Source organism: Nocardia sp. NPDC049935 (genome assembly GCF_055586645.1).
In genome coordinates, this window is record NZ_JBVJHV010000002.1 from 572,248 (window position 1) to 596,513 (window position 24,266).

Consider the following 24,266-nt stretch of genomic DNA (forward strand, 5'->3'; position numbering starts at 1 on the left):
AGGTGCCGGGCGCCGATCAGAACAGAGTCGGCTCGCCGAAGCCCGAGGTGCGTTCGATGGTGAGCAGACGCTGTTTGGTGTCGATTCCGCCGGGCGCCGAGAAGCCGTGTAGCGCGTGATCGGCGGCGAGGACCCGGTGGCAGGGGATGATCAGCGGGATCGGGTTGCGGCCGAGTGCCTGGCCGGTGGCCTGGGCGCCGCCCGGGGCGCCGGCGCGTTCGGCGACCTCGCCGTAGCTGAGCGTACGGCCGGGGTCGATGGCCCGGGTGACGGCGTAGACCTCGAGATGGAAGCGGGGCACGCCGGTGAGGTCCAGGGGGATCCGGCGCAGATCGTCGAGGTCACCGTCGAGATGGGCGCGGATCAGGGCGATCGCCTCGGCGCGCGGGCCGTGGGCGGGCGGCGGGATCCGGCGGGCGTCGCCGAGGACGGTCACGGCGGTGCCGGGGTCGTATCCAGGTAGCGCGAAACGGACGACGGTGTCTGCTCGCCACCCGATCGCGCAGCGTCCGATGGCGGTATCGAAATCCGTCGCGTGCAGGTGAGCGACCGCGCTGTCGGGCATACCGACAGTGTGCCCCGGCCCACCGACATCCCGTACGGGCGGATCGGGCGTACCGGACCCGTGACGTGAGGCACCTGTTGTCATACTGTCAATACGTCCCGCGGGCGGCCGCGGGTGGACATTGGATCGACGACGAACCGAGGTAGGACGTGACCACACCATCCACCGCCAAGCAGGGCCCGCTCGCGGGCATTCGCGTGATCGAACTGGCCGGGATCGGCCCGGGGCCGCATGCCGCATTGCTGCTCGCCGACCTCGGCGCCGATGTGGTGCGGATCCAGCGGGCGGGTCAGTTGCCGGGCGGCGCCGACCGGCCGACGCTGCGCGGCCGCCGGGTCGTCGAGGCGAACCTGAAGGATCCGGCCGATATCGAGCGGGTACTCGGCCTGGTCGAGAAGGCCGATGTGCTGCTGGAAGGATTCCGGCCGGGGGTCACCGAACGGATGGGCCTGGGTCCCGATATCGCCCTGGAACGCAATCCGCGCCTGGTCTACGGCCGGATGACGGGCTGGGGTCAGTACGGGCCGCTGTCGGACCGGGCCGGCCACGACATCAACTACATCAGTCTCACCGGCGTGCTGCACGCCATCGGGCGCAAGGGTGAGCGGCCGGTCCCGCCGCTGAACATGGTCGGGGATTTCGGCGGCGGTTCGATGTTCCTGGTCTTCGGCGTGCTCGCCGCCCTGGTGGAACGGCAGAGTTCCGGAAAAGGCCAGGTCATCGACTCCGCCATGATCGACGGCACGCTGGCCCTGTCGCAGATGATCTGGGCGTTCCGCGGTATGGGCTCGTGGAGTTCGGAACGCGGTACGAACCTGCTCGACACCGGTATGGCGTTCTACGACACCTACGAGACATCCGACGGCAAGTACATGGCCGTCGGCGCGATCGAGCCGCAGTTCTACGCCCAGCTGCTGGCCGGGCTCGAACTCGACCCCGCGGATCTGCCGATGCAGATCGACCCCGCCGGGCAGGACACGCTGAAGAAGCTCTTCACGGAGAAGTTCCGCAGCCGGACCCGCGACGAATGGACCGAGGTCTTCGCCGGCACCGACGCCTGTGTCACCCCGGTGCTCACCTTCGAGGAAGCGAGCGAGAACGAACATATCGCCGCCCGGGAATCGCTGATCGAGCTGGAGAACGTCACCCAGCACGCCCCGGCCCCGCGCTTCTCCCGCACCCCGCCGGTCACCCCGGCCCCGCCGCCGACCGCGGCGACCCCGATCGACACCATCTGGGCCGACTGATCGGTTCCGGGGGACCGGTCCGGTAACCGGACCGGCCCCCCGGCTTCCGCCCGGCCGCGATCAGAACCAGGTCGTGGGCCGCATGTAGTTGGCCAGGTCGATCAGCGCGTACCGGTGCCGCCGGTCCGGGGCCGACCGGGCCAGCGCGCGTAGCCCCTTCTCGGTGCCGTCGCGCAGCGCGTGCTCGGTGAACGCGACTCCCAGGAGCGGGGGACTGGGCCGGGCCGGGGTGTTGCCCGCGCGCAGCCAGGCCAGGGCGCTGCCCAGGACCATCACCCGTAACTGCGGCGCCCGGCGTTCGCCCGCGGGTAGTTCCTCCACCCGGACGGCGGCCCTGCGCAGCGCGTCCTCCGGGAGGTCGGCCACCGGCGCGCTGGTGAGCAATGCCAGGACGGCGGTCAGCCGGGCGGTGGTGAAATAGCGTGAGGACGCGGGCACCTCGTCGAGCGCGGTGACGGCCTCGGCGTACCGGCCGGTCGCGGTGAGCAGGCGGGCCAGGCCGAAGGCCGCGCTCACCAGTCCGTGATCGGTGCGCCAGGCGGTGGCGTAGAAATTCTCCGCGAAATCGCGCCAGGCTCTGGTCTCGTCCGGATCCCAGTGCTGGAGGACGAGTTCGGCGGTCGCGGCGAGCGCGAGTTTCGGGGCGGGCTCCCCGGGCAGAATGCGCAGTACCGCGTCGAACGCCGAATACGCCTTCTCGTAATCCTTCTCGCGCAGGCCCGCGACGCCGGTGTACCAGTCCAGCCGCCAGTCCCGGCGGTCGGTGCGGGGTATCGCCTCGAGCAGATCGTTCGCCTCGCCGGCCCGGTCGAGATCCAGCAGGATGCGGGCCTCCGCCAGCCGCAGTTCGAATTCCATGTTCTCCGGCGCGGCCGCGGGGTCCTCGGCGAGCTGTTCGCGCACCTCGTGCAGGGCCGCCAGGGCGCGTTCCGGATCGGCTTGCATGGTCGGGGTCACCCGGGCCGCGGCGGGGTCGGCCGGAGGCAGTGCCGGGAGGGGCAGCGCGGCCGCGATCGCGGCGGCCGACAGGCGGGTGTCGCGGGCGAGACCGTCGGTGTACGCGTCGGTCTGGCCGATCCATTCCTCGGTGCCGAACGCCGAGCGCTGTTTACCGAACACCGCGGACCGGTGCGGATGCTCGGTCCCGGTATCCAGCGCGAGAATCTCGCGCAGTACCCCGGACAGCTGATCGGCCATCGCCCCGGCCGAGGCGAAGCGGCGGTCGGGATCGGCGTCGGTGGCGCACAGCAGCAGCCGGTGGAACGATTCGTAGCGGGCCAGGATCGGTTCCTGCTCCGGTACCGGCAGACCGTCGCGATAGGCCCCGTGCTCGGTGGGCATGTTCAGGGTGAGCACGGCCAGTGTGCGCCCGACGGTATAGATGTCGGAGGCCACCGTCGGGCCGGTGCGGGCGATTTCCGGCGCCTGGAAACCCCTGGTCCCGTACAGATTCCCGTAGGCCTCGATCGGGGCGACGGCACCCAGGTCGAGCAGTTTCACCTGATCCTCGGTGATCATGATGTTGTCGGGTTTGAGGTCGTTGTAGGTGAGCCCGGTGGCGTGCAGATAGTCCAGGGCGGGCAGCACTTCGAGGATATAGGCGATGGCCTGGGCCACCGGGATCCGCTCGGGCCGCGGGCGGTCGTCGAGCATTCCGCGCAGCGAGCGACCGCCCACGTATTCCATGACGATGAACCCGATCGGCTCGCCTCGATGCGGGCGGTGCTCGACGAAGTTGTGGATCTTCACGATGCCGGGATGGGCCACCTCGGCGAGGAATTCGCGTTCGGCGACGGCCACCGCCTGGGCCTCGATATCGTCGGCGTGCAGTAGTCCCTTGAGCACCACCCACCGGTCGCTGACATTGCGGTCGACGGCCAGGTAGATCCAGCCGAGCCCGCCGTGCGCCAGACAGCCCTGGACCTCGTACTGCCCGGCGACCATATCTCCCGGTTCCAGGCTGGGCCGGAAATCGTAGGACGCCGCGCAACCGGGGCAGGTGCCGCGAGTGGTGGCCGGGCCGGTCGCCGACGCCCGGCCCACCGGTTTACCGCAGCGCCAGCAGAACCGCTTCGCCTCCGCCACCACCGGATCGGCCAGCACTGCGGCGGCCGGGTCGGCGGGAGCCACCGGCGGGATCTCCACCAGCCCGGCGACCAGGGTGCGTACGGTCGGCCGGGACCGGACGGTGCGACTGCTGCGGCCGGTGCGCATCTGCGAACCGCTGCCCCGCCCCGATCCGGCGGCCGAATCCCAGTGCGCGCCCGTGCCGCCGACGGCGGCGGTCCCGGTGACGGCGGCGGTGCCGGGGGTTATCGAGGTTCCGACCAGGGCGGCTTCGGTGGCGGCGTCGTCCTGCGGAGTATCGGTATCGGGGGCGCCGCGGGCGGTGCCGACGGCACGGGTCGGCGGCGGCTCCGGAACGTCTCCGGAGCCGGCCGGGATACCGGGCTCGTCGGTCACCACGCCGGATCAGTCCCGATAGGCGGCCGGCGGGGGTCCGGGTGAGGGTCCGAGGACCGCGAGCCATTGGTTGTAGAGCCGGTTCCAGGTGCCGTCGGCGCGGATCCGGTCGAGGGTGCCGTTGACGAAGCGCACCAGATCCTCGTCGCCCTTGGGGAAACCGATCCCGTAGGGCTCCTCGCTGATACTCGGGCCCACCAGTTCCGTATGCGGGTCCTGGGCGGCCAGCCCGGCCAGGATCGCGTCGTCGGTGCTGACCGCGTCCACCTGCCGCTGTTGCAGAACCACCAGGCAGTCGGCCCAGGTGGGCACGGTGAGCACGGAGGCCTCCGGCTGGATCCGGTTGATATGTTCCAGCGAGGTGGTACCGCGGATCGTGCACACCCGTTTGTGCGCGAGGTCTTTCAGGCTCTTGATCCCGGAATCCCGGACCGCCAGTACCCGCTGGTGCGCCTGCAGGTAGACGGTGGAGAAGGCCACGCGTTGCAGCCGCGCGCAGTTCACGGTCATGGTTTTGACGACCATATCGACGCGCCGGTCCACCAGCGCCGCCTCCCGCTCCTCCGAACCCAGGCTGCGGTATTCGATCCGGTCCGGGTCGCCGAACAGATCGCGGGCGACCTCGCGCGCGATATCGGCGTCGAAACCGACGATGACACCGCTGTTGGGGTCCCGGAAGCTGAACAGGTTGCTCCCGGTGTCCAGCCCGACCACCAGCCGCCCGCGGGCGCGGATGCGATCCAGGACCGGCCCGGTCGCCCCCGGACCGGTGGGGCGCAGGCTGGCGGTGGGATCACCGCACGGGGGGTCTTCGGGGACGCGGACCGTGGTGTCGGAGGGGATCACGGTCGCCTGGGCCGGTAGCGGGGGCCGGGCGTAGTCGCCGTGCGGAGTCGCGCTGCGTGGTCCCGGACCGGCCGCGCAGCCGGCGAGCAGCAGCGCGGTGCAGATCATCCCGGCGCGCGCCGGCCAGGAGTGGCGGAGCGCCCTTCGCGCAGATCTCATCGATACTCCCGCAGTCTGGGCCAGATACCGAACGCTGTGTACGCCGCGGCCGCGATACCGAGTATGACCGCACCGGGCGCCAGATAGTCGAGTACCCGCGCGCTGTGGAAAATATTGTCACGCAGCGTGTCCCGGGTATCGGAGATTCCGGCGCCGAGGGCACTGTCCAGCGCGTCCACATGGACGGTGGCGTTCTCGGCGCCCGGACCGGTGGCGATGGTGGCGGCGCGGGCGAATTCGCCGCGGTTGAGCGCGTCGTTCATCCGCTGATGCGCGGCCAGCCAGTGCAGCAGCGCGGCGCGGGCCTGACTGGTGGCCGGATCCGAATGCCCGGACAGCAGTTCGTTGAGCCGGGTGATGTTGGCGTCGAACGCGTGGTCGTAATCGCCGGTGGTATCGCGGCGCACCAGTTTCAGGGTTTCCGCCGAGCGCGCCTGCTGGGCGAGGATCCGGCTTTCGGTGAGCCGGGCGGCGGGCACCGTCCCGTCGGATCTGCCGCTGGACATCGACATCGCCGAGACCGACCCGGCGATCACGGTCCACAGCAGCAGGATCAGCACCGCGCCGGAGGCCAGCAGCATGCCGGGGTTGAGGGTGCGGTGCCAGCCCCGCGCCAGCAGCCGCTGCCCCCAGACCAGCGCGATCAGCGCGATCACCAGCAGCACGATCGCCGGCCACGGCGGCCGGACATGACGGTCCTGCGCGGAGTCGACGGCGTCCGCGCGCCGCACATAGAGCTGTTCGGCGATCGGCAGCAGTACCGTCTGCATCTGATACGAGGCCTCGCTCATATAGGCCGCGCCCACCGGGTGACCGGCCCGGTTGTTCGCTCGCGCGGTCTCCACCAGCCCCGAGTACACCGGCAGGCCGGAGCCGACGCCGACCCGCTGCTCGTCGTCCAGCGTCCCGTCGCCGGACAGGGTCACCAGTTCGGCGCCCGCCTCGCCGAGGGCCTGGCTGTAGCGGTCACGCACCTGCTGCGGTTCCAGTCCGCCGGAGATGAACGCGGTCGCCGCCGCGGCGTCCGCGACGGAGAGGGAGGTGTAGAGCCGGTGTGCGGCATGCGCGTCCGGTTCGGTGCCGGCGAGCAGGATGTCGAGGTCGCGCTGCCGGTCGTGCACCGTCGCGGCGGTGAGCGCCCCCGAACCCAGGCACAGCAGCACCACCAGCAGGCCGATACCGATCAGCCGCCCCGGCGACGATTGCGCGAACAGCCGTAAACGGGCCGGATTCAACCGTTTCCAGGCCCATCGCACCCGGGGACGAAAACTGTTCGCCGGCCCGGTCGCGGGCGCCGGTTCCGGGTGGGCCGGGCCGGGTTCGGAAACCACCGGCTCCACCGCCAACCGCGTCATGTCCACCCTCCAACTCTGGGCGCCGGATGCGCTGTATCACTCGGCGGCGCGCACGGGTCCTCGTTCACACCGCAGCCATGAGCGTATTAGGTATTGTCCACGTCCGCGCTACGACGCCCATACCGATCATTCCCGTATGCGGGTACGGCAGGATGGTAGAGGGACGGTCGACGAGGGCGGTGTGAGATGCGCGGTGATGGAGACGGGTGGGCTGTGAGCCCCGGCGGTGTGCGCCACTGGGGCCGTTTCGGGGCGGCCGGGTTGCTGTTGCGGGCACCGCTGGGCACCGGCGGCGCGGCCGTATTACTGCAGCACCGGGCGTTGTGGAGCCATGAGGGCGGGACCTGGGCCCTGCCCGGGGGCGCCCGCGACAGCGATGAGACGGCGGTGCACGCGGCGGTCCGGGAAGCCGATGAGGAGGCCGGGATCAAGGCCGCCGATATCGCGGTCCGCGCGCAACGGGTCACCGCCACCGCGCCCAGCGGCTGGACCTACACCACCGTGATCGCCGATGCCGGTAAACCGCTGCCCGTCCGGCCGAATATGGAGAGTGTGGAACTGGCCTGGGTCCCCGAGGACGAGGTGGATCAACGCCCGTTGCACGCCGGTTTCGCCGACGCCTGGCCGGCGTTGCGGGCCACCTTCGCCCGTCTCGACCCCGCCGAATGCGAGCAGGCCGATGCCGCCGGCCTGGTCGCGGGCCTGCCGCGCACGATCGATCTGGGCGTGGAGTTCGTCTGGCTGCATACCGACCCTGGTGGGCCCGGTGCGCGGGCGGTACTGCTCGATCCGCCGTATCCGCCCGAAACGGCCGATGCGGGCGGATCGGAGGAATCGGCGGTCGCCGTGAACGCGGGCGGGGATCCGTCCGCCGGTGTCGGCGCGACGGCCACCGGGCAGGCGCGGGTGCTGGGTATCCCGCGCGACCGGGTACTGGGTCCGGAGGCCTGATATGGATTCCGGCACCGGGCGGCGGCCGTCCGTGCTGCTATCGGTCGCGGTGAGCGTCGACGGGTATCTGGACGATACGTCGCCCGAACGCCTGCTGCTGTCCAACGACGCCGATTTCGATCGCGTCGACGAACTGCGTGCCTGGTCGGACGCGATATTGGTCGGCGCCGAGACCATCCGCCGCGACAACCCACGGCTGATCGTGAAAGACGAGCACCGGCGCGGGAAGCGTCTGGCCGCGGGACGACCGGCGTATCCGCGCAAGGTCACCGTGACCGCGAGCGGCGAGCTGGATCCGGGCGCCCGGTTCTGGGCCGCCGGGACGGCGGAGCATCCGCCGCTGGTCTACACGACCGAGGCGGGGGCGCGCCGGCTCACCGAGCGGCTCACCGAACCCGCCGAGATCGTCGCGCTCGGCGCCGAGGTCGGATTCGGCGCCCTGCTCGACGATCTCGGCGCCCGCGGAATCGGACGGCTGATGGTCGAGGGTGGCGGCCGGATCCACACGGCCTTCCTGGCCGGCGGCCTGGCCGACGAGTTGAGCCTCGCCGTGGGACCCACCCTGGTCGGCGACCCGGACGCGCCGCGGTTCCTGCATCCCGCCCGGTTCCCGGGCGGTTCCACCCACCGGATGGATCTGCTCGAGGTATCCCGGGCCGGGGATGTGGCGGTCCTGCGGTATCGGCCGCGCAAGTCCGGCCGACCCCTATCCCGATGAACACAGGAGGTCCGATGCCCGAACCCGACCATCGTCACTGGATGCGGCGGGCGATCGAACTGGCGCGCGAGAGTCCCGTGGCGCCCGGAGCGTTCTCGGTGGGGGCGGTGATCGTCGCCGACGGCGCGGAGATCGCCTCGGGCTATTCCCGGAAATCCGATCCCAAGGAACATGCCGAGGAGGCCGCGCTGGCCGAACTCGACCCCGACGACCCGCGGCTGCGGCGCGCCACTCTCTACAGCACGCTCGAGCCCTGTTCGGAGCGGGCGACCAAGAGCCGGTTGCCCTGTACCGACCGCGTTGTCGCCGCCGGGATCCCGACGGTGGTGATCGCCTGGCGGGAGCCGTCGACGTTCGTCGAGAACTGTGTGGGCGTCGAGAAATTGGAGGCGCACGGGGTCCGGGTGGTGGAGCTGCCGGATCTGGCCGAGGCCGCCATGGCGATGAACCGTCACCTCGACCTGTCCTGACCGGGCCGGCGAACCTCGTCGGCCCGGGTCCGATCAGAAGAAGGATTCCGGGGAGGGCGGGTTGAGCACGGTGACGGCGACGCTGCGGCCGCTGCCCCAGGTGACGGTGCCGCCCAGCTCCTCCACCAGCCGGCCGCCGCACCGGGTGGGTCGCACCGTGAGTGTGGCGGTATTGGCGAGCATCCGGCTGTCGGCGTCCACGGTCATCTTGACCGTCAGCTCGGCGGTGCCGGCATCGATATTCCAGGTGCCCCGGTACCCCTGGGCCCGGATGCCGGGCGCGGTCGCGACGACGGGGAACGCCGCCTTGCGGTTCGGGAGGAGACGGATGGCTTCCGGCGCCGGGAAATCGTGGTCGTCTCCGGGGTATCCGAGGCTCAGCGGGAGACCGCCGCTGTAGGACCGCAGGCTGGTGCCGCAGTCGGGCTCGGCGTGCGCCGGACCTCCGGCCCCGGCGGCCGCGGTGGTTCCGGCAGCCAGCAGAACCGCGCACATCACACGACGAAACAACTCGTGCTCCTCTCCGAAGACTGATCGAAAATTGCTATGAGTCGCGCAACCTGTCTTCGGAGCCGTCGGCCGTCCGGATCGGCCACACCGCTCTCACCTGCGGTGACGGTCAGCTTTCGGTGGTCGCCACGGATCGGATCGCATCGACCACGGCGGCCAGCGCCATCAGCCGGACGGTGTCGACATGCGCGTCGACCCGGCCGGTGGCCGCGGCGACGAAGCCGTCACCGTCGAACCGGGTGTGGGGCGGGGTCAGCGCGCGGGAGAGGCCGTCGTGCGCGCCCTGGGCGACGATGCGGCAGCTCGGTTTGTCCAGCCGGGCGTTGGTGACGACCGCGCCGATGGTGGTGTGGGCGCGGGCGTGGTCGAAATCGAACCCGCCCTCGAGACGGGCCACGGCGTGCAGCGCGATATCGGCCCCGCCGAGGTCGATATCGCCGAAGGCGTTCACCGCGCACAACGCGCCGACCACCAGATCTCCGAGGCGGCGTTCGGCGTAGCCGAGCCCACCCGGGCGCCGCTGCTCCGGGCCCCGCCAGTGCGCGGTGTAGGCGCCGGTCCCCGCGCCGAGCCGGCCGCGCAGGATCTGCGGTCCGGTGCTCGCCCCGGCGGCCAGATAGCCCGATTCCGCGGTCGGCCGGGCGGTGGGGTCGCCCGCGCCGAGGTCGAACAGGGCCAGCGTGGGGACGATCGGCACCTTCCCGGCCGGAGTCGGTACGCCGCGGTCCTGTTGTTCCAGATAGCGCAGCACACCGTCGGCGGCCGCGAGGCCGAAGGCGGAACCGCCGGTCAGCACGACGGCGTCGACCGAGACCACCGCCTTATCGGGGGACAGGGCGTCGAGTTCGCGGCTGGCCGGTGCGCCGCCGCGAACCTCGCAGGAGGCCACGGTGCCCTCCGGCAGCACCAGGACGGTGCAGCCCGTCTCCCCCTCGGGGTCCGTCCAGTGGCCGACCTGTACGCCGGGGATGCCGATACCCACTCGCTCTCCGATCTCTGCTCGACGGCGTTACTCGAATCCGTTGCTACGCCATCGATCATGACACCGATCGCGGGTGTCGCGCCGAGCGCGGGATCCGCGGGGGACGGGTGGTCCGGAGAGTTCACCGGTTCCCGGTAGTCTGCAGGCAACAGTCGACGAGGACGTGCGCCGCCGTGACCTCCCGGCGCAGTGAAATCTCTGCAGAGATCGGTGAAGAATATGACGGCCCGTGCCGCCGAACGTCCCCCTACCGTCGAACCCGCACCGCAGCTCCCACCCACGGGCCGGGCCGTGCGCACCGCGCGGCGCAGCGATTATTCGGTGCTGCTGAACCGGGTGCGCGATGCCGGCCTGCTGGAACGGCGGCCGGGGTATTACGTCTGGAAGGGCGCCGCCGCCACCCTCGCGCTGCTGGCCGGCTGGGTGGCCGTCATCTCCATCGGCGACTCGTGGTGGACCTTGGCCGCCGCGGTCTTCCTCGCCGCCGTGTTCCCCCAGTTCGCCTTTCTCGGCCACGATGCCGGACACCGGCAGATCACCGGCGACCGCCGCCGCGACCACCTGCTCGGACTGTTCTTCGGCAACCTGGCGATCGGGGTGAGCATCGGCTGGTGGACGAGTAATCACAACCGCCACCACGCCCACCCCAATACCGAGGACGCCGATCCGGACATCATGGGTGTGCTGGCGCATTCCAGCGCCCGGGCCCGCGCGGGCCGCGGTATCCGCCGGTTCATCTTCCGGTATCAGGGCTGGCTGTTCTTCCCGATGTTGCTGCTCGAGGGCTGGAGCCTGCACGGCGCGAGCGTCAAGGCCATCGTCCGCCGCGATATCGGGAACCGCTGGGTGGAGGCGGCGACGCTGTTCGCCCACGCCGCCGGATACCTCGCCGTGGTGTTCACGGTGCTCTCACCCGGCAAGGCGATCGTGTTCGTCCTGCTCCAGCAGGGGCTGTTCGGGCTCTACATGGGTGTCACCTTCGCTCCGAACCACAAGGGGATGACGGTGTTCCCGGCGGGCGACAACACCGACTACCTGCGCCGCCAGGTACTCAGCTCGCGCAACGTGCGGGGCGGGCCGGTGATCGATACGGCCTTCGGCGGGCTGAACTACCAGATCGAGCACCATCTCTTCCCGTCCATGCCCCGGCCCAATCTGCGCCGGGCCCAGCCGATGGTGGCGCACTATTGCGCCGAGATCGGCGTCCCCTACTGCGAGACCGGTTTCCTCGCCTCCTACACCCGGTCGGTGGGGCATCTGAACACCGTCGGGAAGTCGCTGCGCGGTGGGGCGGCCGCCGGCTGATCACGTCACCGCAGGCATCCCGGCCCGAACAGGGCTTTCAGTTCTCCCATGAGGGCCGGTGCGGCCGCGACCCGGAATCTCGGGTCGAGGCCGAGCAGCCGGGGCCCGTCGGCGCACATCAGCTCGATGCGGACCTCGGTGCCGCCCGGGTGGCGCTGCAGTGTCTCCCGCAGCGCGCGCACCGTAGCGGGTGTGCAGGCGGCGCTGGTGACGGCGAGGGTCAGCGGCGGGCCCGCCCCCGCGGCCCGCGGATCGGGGACCGTGACCCCTTCGCCGAGCAGGGAACGGCGGCCGTCGCGCACGCTGACCTGCGCTTCGATCCGTACCACGGCGTCTTCGGCCAGTAGCCCGGCGGTTCGGTCGTAGGAGCCGGGGAAGAACAGGAACTCGGCCGCGGCCTCGAGATCCTCGAGCCGGACGATCGCCCACGGTTCACCCTTCTTGGTGACCCGCCGGTCGATACCCGCGATGATCCCGGCGGCGGCGATCCGGCGGCCGTGCGGTACCGCGCCGTCGCGCAGGGCGGCGATGGGCGTATCACCGGCCGCGGCCAGGACACCGGCCAGACCGTCCAGCGGATGGCCGGAAACATAGAGTCCCAGCATCTCCCGCTCGAAACCGAGCCGCTGCCCGGTCTCCCATTCCTGCTGCGGGACCGGGACCTCGAAGACGTCCGCCGCGATATCCGGATCTCCGGTGTCGCCGGAGAACAGGTCGAACTGCCCGCGGGCCGCCGCCCTCTTGGTGCTCATCACCGCGTCGACGGCCTCGGCGTGGATCAGGTGCAGCCCCTTGCGCGAATGCCCCAGCGAATCGAACGCGCCGGCCTTGATCAGCGATTCGACCACCTTCTTCGCGCAGGCGGCGGCGTCGACCCGGGCCAGGTAGTCGGAGAACCCGCGGAACGCGCCCGCCCGCGCCCGCGCGCGTTCCACGGCCGCCACCACCGGTTCCCCGACATTGCGCACGGCGCCGAGGCCGAACCGGATATCGCCGCCGACGCTGGTGAAGGTGGCCGCCGACTCGTTGACATCCGGTGGGAGTACGCGGATCCCGCGTTTACGGCAGTCGGCCAGATATACCGCCGATTTGTCCTTGTCGTCGCCCACCGAGGTGAGCAGGGCGGCCATGAATTCGGCGGGATGGTTGGCCTTGAGATAGGCCGTCCAGTACATCACCAGGCTGTATCCGGCGGCATGGGATTTGTTGTAGGCGTACCCGGCGAACGGCAGCACCGCCTCCCACAGCGCGGTGACGGCCTCGTCGCGGTAGCCGTTGGCACGCATTCCGTCGCGGAAGTTCTCGAACTCCTGGGCCAAGACCTCCGGTTTCTTCTTGCCCATGGCACGGCGCAGCAGATCGGCCTGGCCGAGCGAATACCCGGCGACCTGTTGCGCGATCTGCATGATCTGTTCCTGATAGACGATCAGCGCGTAGGTTTCGGCGAGGATCTCGCGCAGCGGTGCGTCGAGGTCGGGGTGGATCGGGCGCACGGCCTCCCGGCCGTTCTTGCGGTCGGCGTAGGCCCAGTGCGCGCCGACCCCCATCGGGCCCGGCCGGTACAGGGCGTTGGAGGCCACCAGATCGTTGAACTCGGTGGGCGCCATCCGCAGCAGCAGTTCGCGCATCCCCGCCGAATCCATCTGGAACACACCGAGGTTGTCCCCGCGCGCGAGCATGGCGTAGGTGGCGGCATCGTCGAGCGCGAGGGTGTCGAGGTCGATCTCGATACCGCGGTTGTCTCGGATATCGGCGAGACAGTCGCCGATCACGGTGAGCGTGCGCAGGCCCAGGAAATCCATTTTGAGCAGGCCGATCGCCTCACACGACGGATAGTCCCAACCCGTGATGACGGCCCCGTCCTGCGGGCGCTTCCACAGCGGCACCACATCGAGTAGCGGTTCGCTGGACAGGATCACCGCGCACGCGTGCACGCCGGCGCCGCGCACCATCCCCTCGAGTCCGGCGGCGGTGTCGTAGATCCGGCGCATATCGGGGTCGGCGTCGATGAGCGCCCGCACCTCCGCCGCCTCGCCGTAGCGTTCGTGGCCGGGGTCGGTGATCCCGGCGACCGAGATGTCCTTGGCGGCCACGGGCGGCGGCAGCGCCCGGGTGATCCGGTCGGCGAGCGCGAACCCCGGCTGGCCGAACTGCACGCGCGCGGCGTCCTTGAGGGCGGCCTTGGTCTTGATGGTGCCGAAGGTGATCACCTGGGCGACCTTGTCCGCGCCCCAGCGTTCGGTGGCGTAGCGGATCATCTCGCCGCGGCGGCGGTCGTCGAAGTCGATATCGATATCGGGCGCCGACGGCCGCTCCGGATTGAGGAAGCGTTCGAACAGCAATCCGTGTTCGATGGGGTCGATATTGGTGATCGCCAGCGCGTAGGCGACCAGCGAACCCGCCGCCGATCCCCGGCCGGGGCCGACCCGGATGCCCACTCGCCGCGCGTGCGCCACCAGATCACCCACCACCAGGAAATACGCGGGAAAACCCTTGTCGCGGATGATGTCCAGTTCGAAATCGGCGCGGGCGTGGTAGCCGCCGGGGACGCCCCCGGGGAAGCGCCAGCGCAGTCCGGCGGCCACCTCGTGCCGCAGCCAGCTGTCCTCGGAATGGCCCTCGGGCACCGGGAACACCGGCATCCGGTCACGGAATTCCCAGACCTCGTCGTAGGGTTCGATGCGTTCGGCGACGGCGAGCGTGGTGTCGCAGGCGCCGGGCACCTCGTCGTCCCACAGTGCCCGCATCTCGGCCGCGGATTTCAGGTAGTAGCCGTCGCCGTCGAAGCGGAACCGGGTGGGGTCCGACAGCGTCCGGCCGGTCTGGACGCACAGCATCGCCTCGTGCGCCGCGGCCTGCTGCCGCAGCACATAGTGACAGTCGTTGGTGGCCACCGGCGCAAGTCCGGCCTTCGCGCCCACGGCGAGCAGATCCGCGCGGACCCGGCGCTCGATCGAAAGACCGTGGTCCATCACCTCGAGCAGGAAGTTCTCCGGGCCGAAGATATCGCGCCACCGTCCGGCCGCCGCGTAGGCGGCGTCGAACTGCCCCAGCCGCAGGCGTGTCTGGACCTCACCGGACGGGCATCCCGTCGTGGCGAACAGGCCCGCGGAGTGTTCGGCGATCAGCTCGGCGTCCATTCGCGGCCATTTCCCGAGCTGCCCTTCGAACGACGCCCGCGACGACAGCCGGAACAGATTGCGCAGACCCGTGGCGTTGCGGGCGAACAGCGTCATATGCAGATAGGCGCCGGAGCCGGAGATATCGTCGGACTTCTGCGCCGGATCGCCCCAGAACACCCGCCTACCCGAGAACCGGGATTCCGGTGCGATATACGCCTCGATACCGATGATCGGCGTCACCGGGGACTGCCGGGATCGCCGGAAGAACTCCGCCGCCCCGTACATATTGCCGTGATCGGTCATTCCCACCGCCGGCATACCCAGCCGTTCGGCCTCGGCGAACAGCGGGTCCACTTTGGCCATACCGTCGAGCATCGAGTACTCGGTGTGGTTGTGCAGATGCACGAAAGACGCGTTCGCCATCGATACCCCGTGCCCTCGATCCGGATACCGTCCGGTTGTCGGATCCGGGCGGCCTATATGGTCGTTCGGGCTACATATGACCAGGACAGCAGCGGGTGGTCGAACAATCGACACGTGTTGTCCGACAACCGATGGATGTAGGCGGAGGCAGTGTGACCGATCTCGATCTGGCGACCGTGCGGGCCTTTCTCGCGGTGGCCGACGAGGGCCAGTTCGGGCTGGCCGCCGGGGTGCTCGGTATCAGCCAGCAGGCGGTGTCCAAGCGGATCGCGCGATTGGAGGGGCAGCTCGGCACCGCGCTGTTCGACCGGGTTCCCACCGGGGCGGAGCCGACCGCCGCCGCGCGGCGATTCCATGCCCACGCGCGGGCGCTACTGGCCCTGGCGGACGAGGCGGTCGCCACCGCGAGCGCGCATCCCGGACCGCTGCGGGTCGCGGTACTCGGGGAACGCGCCGCCGAGATGCGGGCGATGCGCTTCTACCTGGCCCGCGATCCCGGCGCCGATATCGAGCTGGTGCTCTCCAACGCCTATGTGACCTCCCGCGACGCCCTGCTGGGCGGGCGCGCGGATGTCGCGTTCGCCCGCGCGCACGGCGGCCCGCGGCCGCTACCCGCTCATATCGCCGCGATCCCCGCGTACCTCGATGTACTGCACCTGCTGGTCGGGCGGGACCACCCGCTGGCGGGCCGCGAGGCCGTCTCCCTGGCCGAACTCGCGGGGGAGACCGTCTGGGTGCCCGGGGCGGCGGTCCCGTCGGAGTGGGCGGACTTCTACGACAGCCTGAGCCGGTTCAGCGGTGTGATCGTCGACCGTACGCCGCGCGCGGAGCTGTTCCCCGATGCCGACCGGGGGCCCGCGCCGATCGAGGCGCTGCTGGACCATATCGCCGGGTCCGGCACCCTGTCGACGTTCAACGGCGACGGTTTCGAACTGCCCTGGCATCCGCATATCCGCCGGGTCCGCGTGGTCGATCCGGCACCGGCCTATCCGCACGCGCTGCTGTGGGACCGGACCGACCCGCATCCCGGGCTGGCCGCGCTGATCGCCCATTTCCGCGACGGCTACAACCGGGACGCCGCTCGGGGCTGCTGGATCCCGGCCCCCGACCGGGCCCTGTTCGTCTCCTGAGCGGCGCTCAGGAGGAACTGACCCGGTAGATCCGCAGATCCTCCGGCACCCCGCTCAGCGGTGCGGCGAAGAAACTGCGCCGATAGGGGCGGGCGGTGTGGCCGAGTTCGTCGAGGGTTTCCGGGGCCAGCGCGGCGAGGGTGGATTCGGAGATCATCATGCGACCGTTGCCGGCCGCCTCCATCACCCGGGCGGCGATGGTGACGTCCACGCCCAGCCAGTCGCCGCCGATCTCGCGCGGTGAACCGGTGTGCAGGCCGATCCGCATGCGCGGCCGGTAACTGCCCACGGCGATCTCCGCGAGATTGCGGCGCGCGGCGATGGCGGCCTGGACGGCGCGATCGGCGGAGGGGAATACCGCCATCACGCCGTCGCCCATCCGTTTGACCACGTGACCGCCGCGTTCGGCGATGGGGGGTTCGATGGCCCGGGCGACCTTGCGCAGCAGGTCGAGGGTGGCCTCGTCGCCGGCGGTGAGCGACCACGACGAGAAGGACACCAGATCGGTGAACATCACCGTCATCTCCTCGGTGCCTTTACCGCGGCCGAGGCGTTCGAGCATCGCCTGCCAGACCTGCAGCGCACCGAAACCTATTTCGCGGGCGGCGCTGGGGTTGTCGCCGACCAGCCGGTCGGCGGCGCGGGCCACGGCGCGCGCGCCACCCGGACCGCTCACCGAGAGCGGATCGCCGAACGCCGGATCGCCGGGAAGCTGGTGGCGGGCGCGGCGCAGGACCTCGATGACGTCCGGGCGCTGGTTCGCGGCGTTGACGAACGCGGAGAGCGGGCCGGCGAGGGGCCGCGGAACGGCACTCGAGGGGCCCTCGCCGTCCTCGTGGACGGGGGCCAGTTCGATCTTGGTGCGCCGTTGGCGCGGGGTTTGTGTACGGCCGGCGCCTTCCGCGGCGGCGCTGTCGACCTCCGGCTCCGGTACGGCGCTGCCGGAGGGGTTTTCGTTCACGCCCCGAGGGTATCTCAGGGGTTCGGACGCGGGGGGAATGCTGAGAATCGTCACCTGTCACCTCTCTATCGGAGGAGTGCGGCACGCCGTTGGGTCCGCCGATGGAAAACGTGTGGTGCCTGAACCGATCGTAGCGACGGTCGCACTGTGGGAGGTGAACTGGCGGTTACGGGCAAATCGCGTTCCCGATCCGGTGTCACAGCCACGACATCGATCAGCAGGACAAATGACCAGTTTTGTGATTACGACCACCGGCCCGGCGTGTCGGCGCCGGGCCGGTGGTGCGAGCACCCCGGGGCCGGGCAGTGGCCTCCGAGGCGCGGGGCGCGCGATCCTCCCGACAAGGTCGCGCTACCCACTACCCGAGCGGCGAGGGAAGCGGCTCGGGTCGTTTCGGGGTCAGGCGTCGCGCCGGTTGAGCACCACGACCGCGATACCGGCGACGACCGCGACGAAGGCGATGAAGTAGACGAGGCTGCCCCACGCACCCCAGTGCCAGTTCGCCGAGGTCATCGAGTCGTCCATGGTCGCGAAGCGGCTCGCGTTCTGGAACGGCAGGAACGCACCGATCTCACGTCCCACCTTACCCAGCGCTCCGACCAGCGGTTCGATGATCAGCTGCCAGAGCACGATCAGTGATATCGCCGCGGCCGACTGCCGCACCAGCACTCCCACCGCGATGGCGAGCACCACATTGAGGAAGGCCAGTACCGGGATCGCGTAGAGCGCGCGCCAGTTGCCGTCGAGCAGAAGCGTCGATCCGGCATCGCCGGCAACGGCTTTGGCGACCGCGTAGGCGGCGAACGCCAGCACGGTGGTCAGCACCGCCGCGTAGATACCGACCAGGCCGGCCTTGGCGCCGATCACCTTCGTGCGGTTCGGCACGGCCTGGAAGGTCGTGCGGATGATGCCGAATCGGTATTCGCTGGTCACGGTCAGGGTGGCCATGATGGCCAGCACCATGACACCGAAACCGGTTATTCCGAGGAACGCGGTGTCGACCGTGAGCGCGGGCGCTCCCGAGGCCTGTGGATCATCGGCGGCGATCCGCCCGATGAACCCGAACAGTGCGGCGAAGCCGACAGCCAGCGCCACCACGATCACCGAGCACCACCAGGGCGACCGGGTCGAGGTGAGTTTGATTCGTTCGGCGGCGATCACGCCCATTACTTGGTACCTCCGACGGTCTGTGCCGGACTCTGCGGCGTGGGGGTCGCGGCGGCCTCGGCGACGAGCGCGGCCACATCCCCCTCGGGGCCGACTTCCCCGTGATATTGGACATCGCCGCCGGTCATGCGCATGAACGCCTCCTCCAGCGAGCCCCGCTGGGGGGCGAGTTCGAAGAGGGTGATGTTGTGCTCGCCGGCCAGGGCGCCGACCGCGTCGCTGGTGACACCGCTGACCACCAGGGCCGCACCGTCGGCGTTGCCGTCGTTCTGTTTGACCGTCATCCCGTTCGAGGTGAGCAGGCTGCGCAGTTCGTCGAGCTGGGGGCTGCGGACCCGCACCGACGATTCGGAGGCGCGTTCGATGAATTCGGAGGTGGTGGAATCGGAGATGAGCCGGCCCCGGCCGATCACCACGAGGTGGTCGGCGGTCTGCGACATCTCCGAGAGCAGATGGCTCGACACCAGCACCGTGCGGCCCTCGGCGGCGAGCCGCTGCATGAACCGGCGGATCCACAGAATGCCCTCGGGGTCCAGGCCGTTGACCGGTTCGTCGAACAGCAGCACCTTCGGGTCCCCCAGCAGCGCGCCCGCCAGGCCCAGCCGCTGCGACATACCGAGGGAGAACCCGCCGGCCGATTTCCCGGCGACCTCGGACAGGCCGACCAGGCGCAGGACCTCCTCGACCCGCGATTTGGGCAGGTTGTTGGAGGCCGCCATCCACTCCAGGTGGGCGCGGGCCGAGCGGTTGGGATGGACCCATTTGGCGTCGAGCAGCGCGCCGACCTCACGCAACGGCTGGCGTAACCGGCCGTAGGGCTGCCCGTTGATCAGGGCGGTGCCCGCGGTCGGCCGGTCCAGGCCGAGAATCATGCGCATGGTGGTGGACTTACCGGCGCCGTTGGGTCCCAGGAACCCGGTGACCTGGCCGGGTCGCACGGTGAAGGTCAGATCCTGGACGGCGACGGTCTGCCCGTAGTGCTTGGTCAAGCCCCGGACTTCGATCATGCCGACCAGCATGCCCTATGACGGGCCCACGCGCGTCGCCCGTTGGTCGTGACCCGCCGTCATCCTGGAGGATGACCCCGCCCCCGGTGACCACCCCGGGGCGTCGGGGTTCACCCCCGTCCGGCCGGCCTACAGACCGGGGGAGGACGCCTGGGCCCAGAACCGTTTGGGGATCCGCCCCGCCTCCCGGGCGCGATGCCCGGCCCGCACCGCGTCGGCCATGGCGGCCGCCATGAGTGCGGGCTGTTTGGCCCGGGTGACCGCGGTGGCCAGCAGGACGGCCGAACAGCCGAGCTCCATGGCCAGCGCGGCGTCGCTGGCGGTGCCGATACCGGCGTCCAGGATCACCGGCACCTGCGCGCGGCTCACGATCATCTCGATATTGTGCGGGTTCCCGATACCCAGGCCGGTGCCGATCGGCGCGCCCAGCGGCATCACCGCCGCGCAGCCGATGTCCTCGAGCCGCCGGGCCAGGGCCGGATCGTCATTGGTATACGGCAGAACGGTGAAACCGGCGTCGACCAGCTGTTCCGCGGCGTCCACGAGTTCGATCGGGTCGGGCAGCAGGGTGCGCTCGTCGGCGACGACCTCGAGTTTGACCCAGGTGGTGTCCAGCGCCTCGGCCGCCAGCTGTGCCGTGAGCACCGCCTCGGCGGCGGTCCGGCAGCCCGCGGTATTGGGCAGCGGCGCGATATCGAGGCGTTTCAGCAGATCGAGGACACCGGTGCCGCCGGCGGCGTCGACCCGGCGCATGGCGACCGTGGTGAGTTCGGTTCCGGAGGCCAGCAGCGCTTCCTCCAGCACCGTCAGGTTCTCCGCGCCGCCGGTCCCCATGATGAGCCGGGAACCGAAGGTGCGGTCGGCGATAGCGAGCGTGTCGTCAGCCACCTTGGACCGCCGTGAGCACATCGATCTCCCAGCCGCGCCCCACCGGCTCGTCCCAGCGGGATTTCGGGAATACCGCGCCGTTGACCGCCAGCGCCACGCCCCGGCACGGCAGTTCCAGCCGTTCCAGCAGCTCACGCACGCTGAGCGGGTCGCCGAACTCGTGTTCGGTGCCGTTCACCGTGACCCCGATGGGCACGGATGATCCGGATGCGGATGACAGTGTCATCGACTTCCTCCTGAGGGTGTGGATGCCGCGAACCGGTGCGGATCCGCCGCCGCGGCCTCGGCCAGCGGCTGCCCGCCGAGTTCGGCGAGTACCGCCTCGGCGGTGAGCGCACAGGTCAGCATGCCATTGCGGCCGTGACCGGTGGCGGCGATCACGCGATCGGACAGGGGGCCGAGCAGCGGCAGGTTGTCCGGTGTCGCGGGCCGCGATCCGGCGCTCGCCTCGGCCAGTTCGTATTCGCCGATTCCGGGCAGCAGGGCCTCGGCGTCGGCGATCAGATCACGGACCCCGGCCACGGTGACGGTGGTATCGAAACCGGCCTCGTACTGGGTCGCCCCGAGCACGACGCCGTCGTCGCGGGGGACGAAGTAGATCGGCCGTCCGTGGACGCGCCCGCGGACCACCCGGGCCGGCGGCGGCTGGGCGCCCGGCCGGTGCCGTAATCGCAGGATCTCGCCCTTGAGCGGGCGTACCGCCAGGCCCGGCCACAGCTGCGCCGAGGCCGCGCCCGCGGCCAGCACGATCCGGTCGTGATCGAGGTGGCCCAGGTCGCGGACGGGGGTGGGGTCCACCACGACCCCGGCCTCCGCGACGGCCTTGCGCAGGGCGGTGACCAGCCGCCGGTTGTCGACGGCCGGTTCGGCGGCGGCCAGCAGCCCGGCCCGGACACCACGGGCCAGCCCGGGTTCCAGCGCCCGCACCCCGGCCCGGTCCAGGAGTCGCAGGTCGTGCCCGCGTTCGCCGACCCAGTCGGCGACCGTGCGCAGATCCGCGGCATCGGCGGCGTCCTGGGCGACGGTCAGGGTTTCGGCGGCCACGAAGACATCCACGCCGGTGGCGGCCTCGAGCCGCCGGGCGAATCCGGGCCAGCTCGCGAGCGCGGCCGCGCCGAAGGCGAGGACGGCGTCCTCGCCGGGCCAGCCCTCGGACAGCGGTGCCAGCATGCCGCCGGCCACCCACGACGCGCCCGAGCCCACAGCCGGATCGAACAGGGTCACCGCCGGTCCGGACTCCGCGGCCCGCCAGGCCACGGCCAGTCCGATGACACCACCGCCCACGACGGCGACGGAGGGTTCGCGCACGGCCACCACGTCACCTCCTACCTCGTGCAACGCCTCCACGTTAGCGCGGCTACCGTGGCAGTTGTGCAACAGTCCTCCGCTCGCCGAACGCTGCCACCGCGCGACCGACTCGCGACTGCCAGGCTCTACCTGTGCACCGACGCCCGCCGTGAGAAAGGCGACCTCGCGGAGTTCGCGGACGCCGCGCTGGCCGGCGGTGTCGACATCATTCAGCTCCGCGACAAGGGCTCGCCGGGCGAGCAGCGGTTCGGCCCGCTCGAGGCCAAGGGTGAACTCGCCGCACTCGCCGAACTGAAGGCCGCGACCCGCCGTCACGGCGCGTTGCTGGCGGTCAACGATCGCGCCGATATCGCGCTGGCCGCCAATGCCGACGTACTGCACCTGGGACAGCAGGATCTGCCCCCGTGGTACGCGCGGCGCATCCTCGGCGCCGAGGTGGTGATCGGCCAGTCCACCCACGACGCGGAGCAGGCCCGGCTGGCCGCCGCCGACGAACATATCGACTACTTCTGCACCGGTCCGGTCTGGGCGACCCCCACCAAACCCGGCCGCGACCCCGCCGGTCTGGAACTGGTCCGCGGCACCGCCGCCGCGCAGCCGGTCATGCCCTGGTTCGCCATCGGCGGGATCGACGGCGCGACCCTGCCGGAGGTGGTGGACGCGGGCGCCGAACGCATCGTGGTCGTGCGCGCGATCACCGCCGCCGCCGACCCCGAAGCGGCCGCCCGCGACCTCAAGGCCGCACTGCTGCAGGCCTGACCACCGGGCCGGGTCCGGGCGGAGCACGCCGATCGACCATGACGTTCGTCATGGTCGATCGATGACACTCGTGCGAAGGATCCGCCGGGCTTTCGAGCGACGGTGGAGTCATGACATCGACAGTGACGACAGCGCCGGTCGCCCCGGCGCCCGCCGGGAACGGGCCCGCGGCGATCGAACTCCGCGAGTTGCGCAAGAGCTTCCGCGCTCCGGACGGTTCGGAGATCCGGGCCGTCGACGGGCTGGACCTGGTGATCGCGCCCGGGGAGATCGTGGCCTTCCTCGGTCCGAACGGCGCGGGTAAGACCACGACCCTCGATATGGTGCTCGGCCTGACAGCGCCGGACTCCGGCGCGACCCGGATCTTCGGGCAGCCGCCGGCGCGGGCGATCGCCGCGGGCCGGGTCGCCGCGGTACTGCAGACCGGCGGGTTGCTACCCGATCTCACCGTGACCGAGACCGTCGAACTGGTGGCGGCGCTGCATCCGCGGCCGCGTCCGGTGACCGAGGTGCTCGAACGCGCCGGAATCCTCGATATCGCCCGGCGCCGGGTCGGTAAATGCTCCGGCGGGCAGCAGCAGCGGTTGCGGTTCGCGCTCGCGCTGCTGCCCGATCCCGATCTCATGGTGCTGGACGAGCCGACCACCGGTATGGACGTCGAGGGTCGGCGCGCCTTCTGGAACGCCCTGCGCGCCGATTCCCGTCGCGGCCGCACCGTCGTCTTCGCGACGCACTACCTCGACGAGGCCGATACCTACGCCGACCGCATCGTGCTGGTGCGGGCCGGAAAGGTGATCGCCGACGGTACCCCCGCCCAGATCAAGAATCTCGCCGCCGGACGCACCGTCCGCGCGACCCTGCCCGGCGCCGACCCGGCCGGATTGCTCGCCGTATCCGGCGTGGACGAGGTCGAACTGGCCGGCGACCGGGTCGTGATCCACACCGGCGATTCCGACACCGTGGCCCGCTACCTGCTCACCGCCACCGCCGCGACGGATCTGGAGATCTCCTCGCACAACCTCGAATCCGCGTTCCTCACCCTCACCACCGGAGACAACTGAGATGACCACCGCCGAACTCCTGCCGACCGGCGACCGCCTGCCCCTCGGATTCCGGCCCGCCTTCCTGCGGATGGAAGTACGCCGCCTGCTGCGTAACCGGCGCACCCTGCTGATCACCCTGCTCATGCCGCCGCTGTTGTTCGCGCTGTTCGGTCTGCAATCGGACTTCCGCGCCGAATCGTTCGGGTCGGGCAATGTCACCGGCTATGTGATGGTGTCGATGGCCGTGTACGGCGCGATGGTCGCGACCACCGGAGCCGGCGCCATGGTGGCGATCGAACGGGCACAGGGCTGGAGCCGCCAGTTGCGGCTGACCCCGCTGCGCCCGGCGGCCTATATCGCCACCAAGGTCGCGGTCGCCATGGTGCTCGCGTTCGTCTCGGTGAGCGTCGTGTTCGCCGTCGGCGCGCTGTCGGGTGCCCGGCTCACGGCCCTCGCCTGGGTCTCCTGCTTTGTGCTGGCCTGGGCATGTTCACTCGTGTTCGCGGCCTTCGGGCTGTTCGTGGGGTACCTGCTGCCGTCGGAGAACGTCCTGCAGATCCTGGGTCCGGTGCTGGCCGCGCTGTCGTTCGGCGGTGGGCTGTTCGTACCTCTGCACGGGTGGCTCGGGACCCTCTCGACGCTGGTACCCACACACGGTGTCGCGACACTGGTCCGGATGCCGTTCGGTGAGACCGGGGGTGGCGCGATCGCCCTGGCCGTCGTGAACCTCGTCGTATGGACCACGCTCTTCGCCGGTGGCGCGGCGATGATGTTCCGCCGTGATACCGCCCGCTGAACCGGCGGCCACCCCGGTGTCGGTACGGTCGGTTCTCGTGATCGACCACCGTAGGGGCCGTCCGCTCCCCGGCGGGGCGGGCGGTTTCCGC

22 protein-coding genes are annotated in these 24,266 nt (G+C 70.6%); 9 read left to right on the top strand and 13 right to left on the bottom strand.

The genetic code is table 11. The features are described from left to right. Window positions 1-16: 16 nt before the first annotated feature. Window positions 17-565, bottom strand: coding sequence for a methylated-DNA--[protein]-cysteine S-methyltransferase (locus tag ACZ6SF_RS10890; protein WP_466061853.1), 549 nt, complete (start codon window positions 563-565; stop codon window positions 17-19). Between the two features lie 149 nt (window positions 566-714). Between ACZ6SF_RS10890 and ACZ6SF_RS10895 the strand changes: the two genes are divergently transcribed. Further along, window positions 715-1,812: a CaiB/BaiF CoA transferase family protein gene (locus ACZ6SF_RS10895; RefSeq protein ID WP_466061854.1), complete on the top strand. Its 1,098-nt coding sequence runs from the start codon at window positions 715-717 to the stop codon at window positions 1,810-1,812. Window positions 1,813-1,872: 60 nt separating this feature from the next. Here ACZ6SF_RS10895 and ACZ6SF_RS10900 read toward each other — a convergent pair whose 3' ends face one another. The 3 genes from ACZ6SF_RS10900 to ACZ6SF_RS10910 are packed head-to-tail and all read right to left on the bottom strand — an operon-like array spanning window position 1,873 to window position 6,635. Continuing rightward, window positions 1,873-4,275, bottom strand: a complete 2,403-nt coding sequence (locus ACZ6SF_RS10900; RefSeq protein WP_466061855.1) for a serine/threonine-protein kinase — start codon at window positions 4,273-4,275, stop codon at window positions 1,873-1,875. Window positions 4,276-4,284: 9 nt separating this feature from the next. Next, window positions 4,285-5,280, bottom strand: a complete 996-nt coding sequence (locus ACZ6SF_RS10905; RefSeq protein ID WP_466061857.1) for a glutamate ABC transporter substrate-binding protein — start codon at window positions 5,278-5,280, stop codon at window positions 4,285-4,287. Continuing rightward, window positions 5,277-6,635, bottom strand: a complete 1,359-nt coding sequence (locus tag ACZ6SF_RS10910) for a hypothetical protein (RefSeq protein ID WP_466061858.1) — start codon at window positions 6,633-6,635, stop codon at window positions 5,277-5,279. The genes ACZ6SF_RS10905 and ACZ6SF_RS10910 overlap by 4 nt, the downstream gene beginning before the upstream one ends. A 186-nt stretch (window positions 6,636-6,821) precedes the next feature. Between ACZ6SF_RS10910 and ACZ6SF_RS10915 the strand changes: the two genes are divergently transcribed. Genes ACZ6SF_RS10915 through ACZ6SF_RS10925 form a run of 3 tightly spaced genes read left to right on the top strand, consistent with a single transcriptional unit; the run spans window position 6,822 to window position 8,774 of the window. Further along, on the top strand, window positions 6,822-7,586 hold the full coding sequence (locus tag ACZ6SF_RS10915) for an NUDIX hydrolase (protein WP_466061859.1): 765 nt from the start codon (window positions 6,822-6,824) through the stop codon (window positions 7,584-7,586). 1 nt (window position 7,587) lies between these two features. Next, the gene (locus tag ACZ6SF_RS10920) at window positions 7,588-8,304 is read left to right on the top strand and encodes a RibD family protein (RefSeq protein ID WP_466061860.1); all 717 of its coding nucleotides are present in this window, start codon (window positions 7,588-7,590) and stop codon (window positions 8,302-8,304) included. Between the two features lie 14 nt (window positions 8,305-8,318). Beyond that, window positions 8,319-8,774 (top strand): deaminase, encoded by a 456-nt coding sequence (locus ACZ6SF_RS10925; RefSeq protein WP_466061861.1) that lies wholly within the window; start codon window positions 8,319-8,321, stop codon window positions 8,772-8,774. A gap of 33 nt (window positions 8,775-8,807) precedes the next feature. On the opposite strand, the gene ACZ6SF_RS10930 is transcribed toward ACZ6SF_RS10925, so the two are convergent. After that, complete coding sequence (locus ACZ6SF_RS10930; protein ID WP_466061862.1) at window positions 8,808-9,284, bottom strand: hypothetical protein; 477 nt, start codon at window positions 9,282-9,284, stop codon at window positions 8,808-8,810. A gap of 109 nt (window positions 9,285-9,393) precedes the next feature. Next, window positions 9,394-10,266, bottom strand: a complete 873-nt coding sequence (locus tag ACZ6SF_RS10935; protein WP_466061863.1) for a P1 family peptidase — start codon at window positions 10,264-10,266, stop codon at window positions 9,394-9,396. 219 nt (window positions 10,267-10,485) lie between these two features. Between ACZ6SF_RS10935 and ACZ6SF_RS10940 the strand changes: the two genes are divergently transcribed. Next, window positions 10,486-11,571, top strand: a complete 1,086-nt coding sequence (locus ACZ6SF_RS10940) for a fatty acid desaturase family protein (RefSeq protein ID WP_466061864.1) — start codon at window positions 10,486-10,488, stop codon at window positions 11,569-11,571. 5 nt (window positions 11,572-11,576) lie between these two features. On the opposite strand, the gene dnaE is transcribed toward ACZ6SF_RS10940, so the two are convergent. Next, the gene (gene dnaE, locus ACZ6SF_RS10945) at window positions 11,577-15,116 is read right to left on the bottom strand and encodes a DNA polymerase III subunit alpha (protein WP_466061865.1); all 3,540 of its coding nucleotides are present in this window, start codon (window positions 15,114-15,116) and stop codon (window positions 11,577-11,579) included. A 152-nt stretch (window positions 15,117-15,268) separates the two neighbouring features. Here dnaE and ACZ6SF_RS10950 point away from each other — a divergent pair, with 152 nt between their 5' ends. After that, the gene (locus ACZ6SF_RS10950) at window positions 15,269-16,246 is read left to right on the top strand and encodes a LysR family transcriptional regulator (protein ID WP_466061866.1); all 978 of its coding nucleotides are present in this window, start codon (window positions 15,269-15,271) and stop codon (window positions 16,244-16,246) included. A 7-nt stretch (window positions 16,247-16,253) separates the two neighbouring features. Here the strand turns inward: ACZ6SF_RS10950 and ACZ6SF_RS10955 are convergent, their stop codons facing one another. The 6 genes from ACZ6SF_RS10955 to thiO all read right to left on the bottom strand — a co-directional run bounded on the left by ACZ6SF_RS10955 (window position 16,254) and on the right by thiO (window position 21,607). Then, entirely contained in the window at window positions 16,254-17,207 is a 954-nt protein-coding gene (locus ACZ6SF_RS10955; RefSeq protein ID WP_466061867.1) for an adenylate/guanylate cyclase domain-containing protein, read from the bottom strand. A gap of 399 nt (window positions 17,208-17,606) precedes the next feature. Then, window positions 17,607-18,374: an ABC transporter permease gene (locus ACZ6SF_RS10960; RefSeq protein ID WP_466061868.1), complete on the bottom strand. Its 768-nt coding sequence runs from the start codon at window positions 18,372-18,374 to the stop codon at window positions 17,607-17,609. Next, the gene (locus tag ACZ6SF_RS10965) at window positions 18,374-19,381 is read right to left on the bottom strand and encodes an ABC transporter ATP-binding protein (RefSeq protein ID WP_466061869.1); all 1,008 of its coding nucleotides are present in this window, start codon (window positions 19,379-19,381) and stop codon (window positions 18,374-18,376) included. Before ACZ6SF_RS10965 ends, ACZ6SF_RS10960 begins: the two co-directional genes overlap by 1 nt. A 129-nt stretch (window positions 19,382-19,510) precedes the next feature. Next, on the bottom strand, window positions 19,511-20,290 hold the full coding sequence (gene thiG, locus ACZ6SF_RS10970; protein ID WP_466061870.1) for a thiazole synthase: 780 nt from the start codon (window positions 20,288-20,290) through the stop codon (window positions 19,511-19,513). After that, a complete protein-coding gene (gene thiS / locus ACZ6SF_RS10975; protein WP_466061871.1) occupies window positions 20,262-20,495 on the bottom strand; it encodes a sulfur carrier protein ThiS in 234 nt (77 codons plus the stop codon). Before thiS ends, thiG begins: the two co-directional genes overlap by 29 nt. Next, window positions 20,492-21,607 carry a glycine oxidase ThiO gene (gene thiO, locus ACZ6SF_RS10980; protein ID WP_466061872.1) on the bottom strand — a complete coding sequence of 372 codons (1,116 nt, stop codon included), beginning with the start codon at window positions 21,605-21,607 and terminating at the stop codon, window positions 20,492-20,494. The genes thiS and thiO overlap by 4 nt, the downstream gene beginning before the upstream one ends. Window positions 21,608-21,640: 33 nt before the next feature. Between thiO and thiE the strand changes: the two genes are divergently transcribed. The 3 genes from thiE to ACZ6SF_RS10995 all read left to right on the top strand — a co-directional run bounded on the left by thiE (window position 21,641) and on the right by ACZ6SF_RS10995 (window position 24,175). Beyond that, window positions 21,641-22,336, top strand: a complete 696-nt coding sequence (gene thiE / locus ACZ6SF_RS10985) for a thiamine phosphate synthase (protein WP_466061873.1) — start codon at window positions 21,641-21,643, stop codon at window positions 22,334-22,336. A 110-nt stretch (window positions 22,337-22,446) separates the two neighbouring features. Beyond that, on the top strand, window positions 22,447-23,397 hold the full coding sequence (locus tag ACZ6SF_RS10990; protein WP_466061874.1) for an ABC transporter ATP-binding protein: 951 nt from the start codon (window positions 22,447-22,449) through the stop codon (window positions 23,395-23,397). Window position 23,398: 1 nt separating this feature from the next. Beyond that, window positions 23,399-24,175: an ABC transporter permease gene (locus ACZ6SF_RS10995; protein WP_466061875.1), complete on the top strand. Its 777-nt coding sequence runs from the start codon at window positions 23,399-23,401 to the stop codon at window positions 24,173-24,175. The last annotated feature ends 91 nt before the right edge of the window (window positions 24,176-24,266 follow it).

Bases quoted from the DNA above. Each gene is read 5' to 3' on its own strand.
- ACZ6SF_RS10890 (WP_466061853.1), bottom strand. From the start codon at position 565: ATGCCCGACAGCGCGGTCGCTCACCTGCACGCGACGGATTTCGATACC.
- ACZ6SF_RS10905 (WP_466061857.1), bottom strand. From the start codon at position 5,280: ATGAGATCTGCGCGAAGGGCGCTCCGCCACTCCTGGCCGGCGCGCGCC.
- ACZ6SF_RS10910 (WP_466061858.1), bottom strand. From the start codon at position 6,635: ATGACGCGGTTGGCGGTGGAGCCGGTGGTTTCCGAACCCGGCCCGGCC.
- ACZ6SF_RS10915 (WP_466061859.1), top strand. From the start codon at position 6,822: ATGCGCGGTGATGGAGACGGGTGGGCTGTGAGCCCCGGCGGTGTGCGC.
- ACZ6SF_RS10920 (WP_466061860.1), top strand. From the start codon at position 7,588: ATGGATTCCGGCACCGGGCGGCGGCCGTCCGTGCTGCTATCGGTCGCG.
- ACZ6SF_RS10925 (WP_466061861.1), top strand. From the start codon at position 8,319: ATGCCCGAACCCGACCATCGTCACTGGATGCGGCGGGCGATCGAACTG.
- ACZ6SF_RS10940 (WP_466061864.1), top strand. From the start codon at position 10,486: ATGACGGCCCGTGCCGCCGAACGTCCCCCTACCGTCGAACCCGCACCG.
- dnaE (WP_466061865.1), bottom strand. From the start codon at position 15,116: ATGGCGAACGCGTCTTTCGTGCATCTGCACAACCACACCGAGTACTCG.
- ACZ6SF_RS10960 (WP_466061868.1), bottom strand. From the start codon at position 18,374: ATGGGCGTGATCGCCGCCGAACGAATCAAACTCACCTCGACCCGGTCG.
- ACZ6SF_RS10965 (WP_466061869.1), bottom strand. From the start codon at position 19,381: ATGATCGAAGTCCGGGGCTTGACCAAGCACTACGGGCAGACCGTCGCC.
- thiG (WP_466061870.1), bottom strand. From the start codon at position 20,290: ATGTGCTCACGGCGGTCCAAGGTGGCTGACGACACGCTCGCTATCGCC.
- thiS (WP_466061871.1), bottom strand. From the start codon at position 20,495: ATGACACTGTCATCCGCATCCGGATCATCCGTGCCCATCGGGGTCACG.
- ACZ6SF_RS10990 (WP_466061874.1), top strand. From the start codon at position 22,447: ATGACATCGACAGTGACGACAGCGCCGGTCGCCCCGGCGCCCGCCGGG.
- ACZ6SF_RS10995 (WP_466061875.1), top strand. From the start codon at position 23,399: ATGACCACCGCCGAACTCCTGCCGACCGGCGACCGCCTGCCCCTCGGA.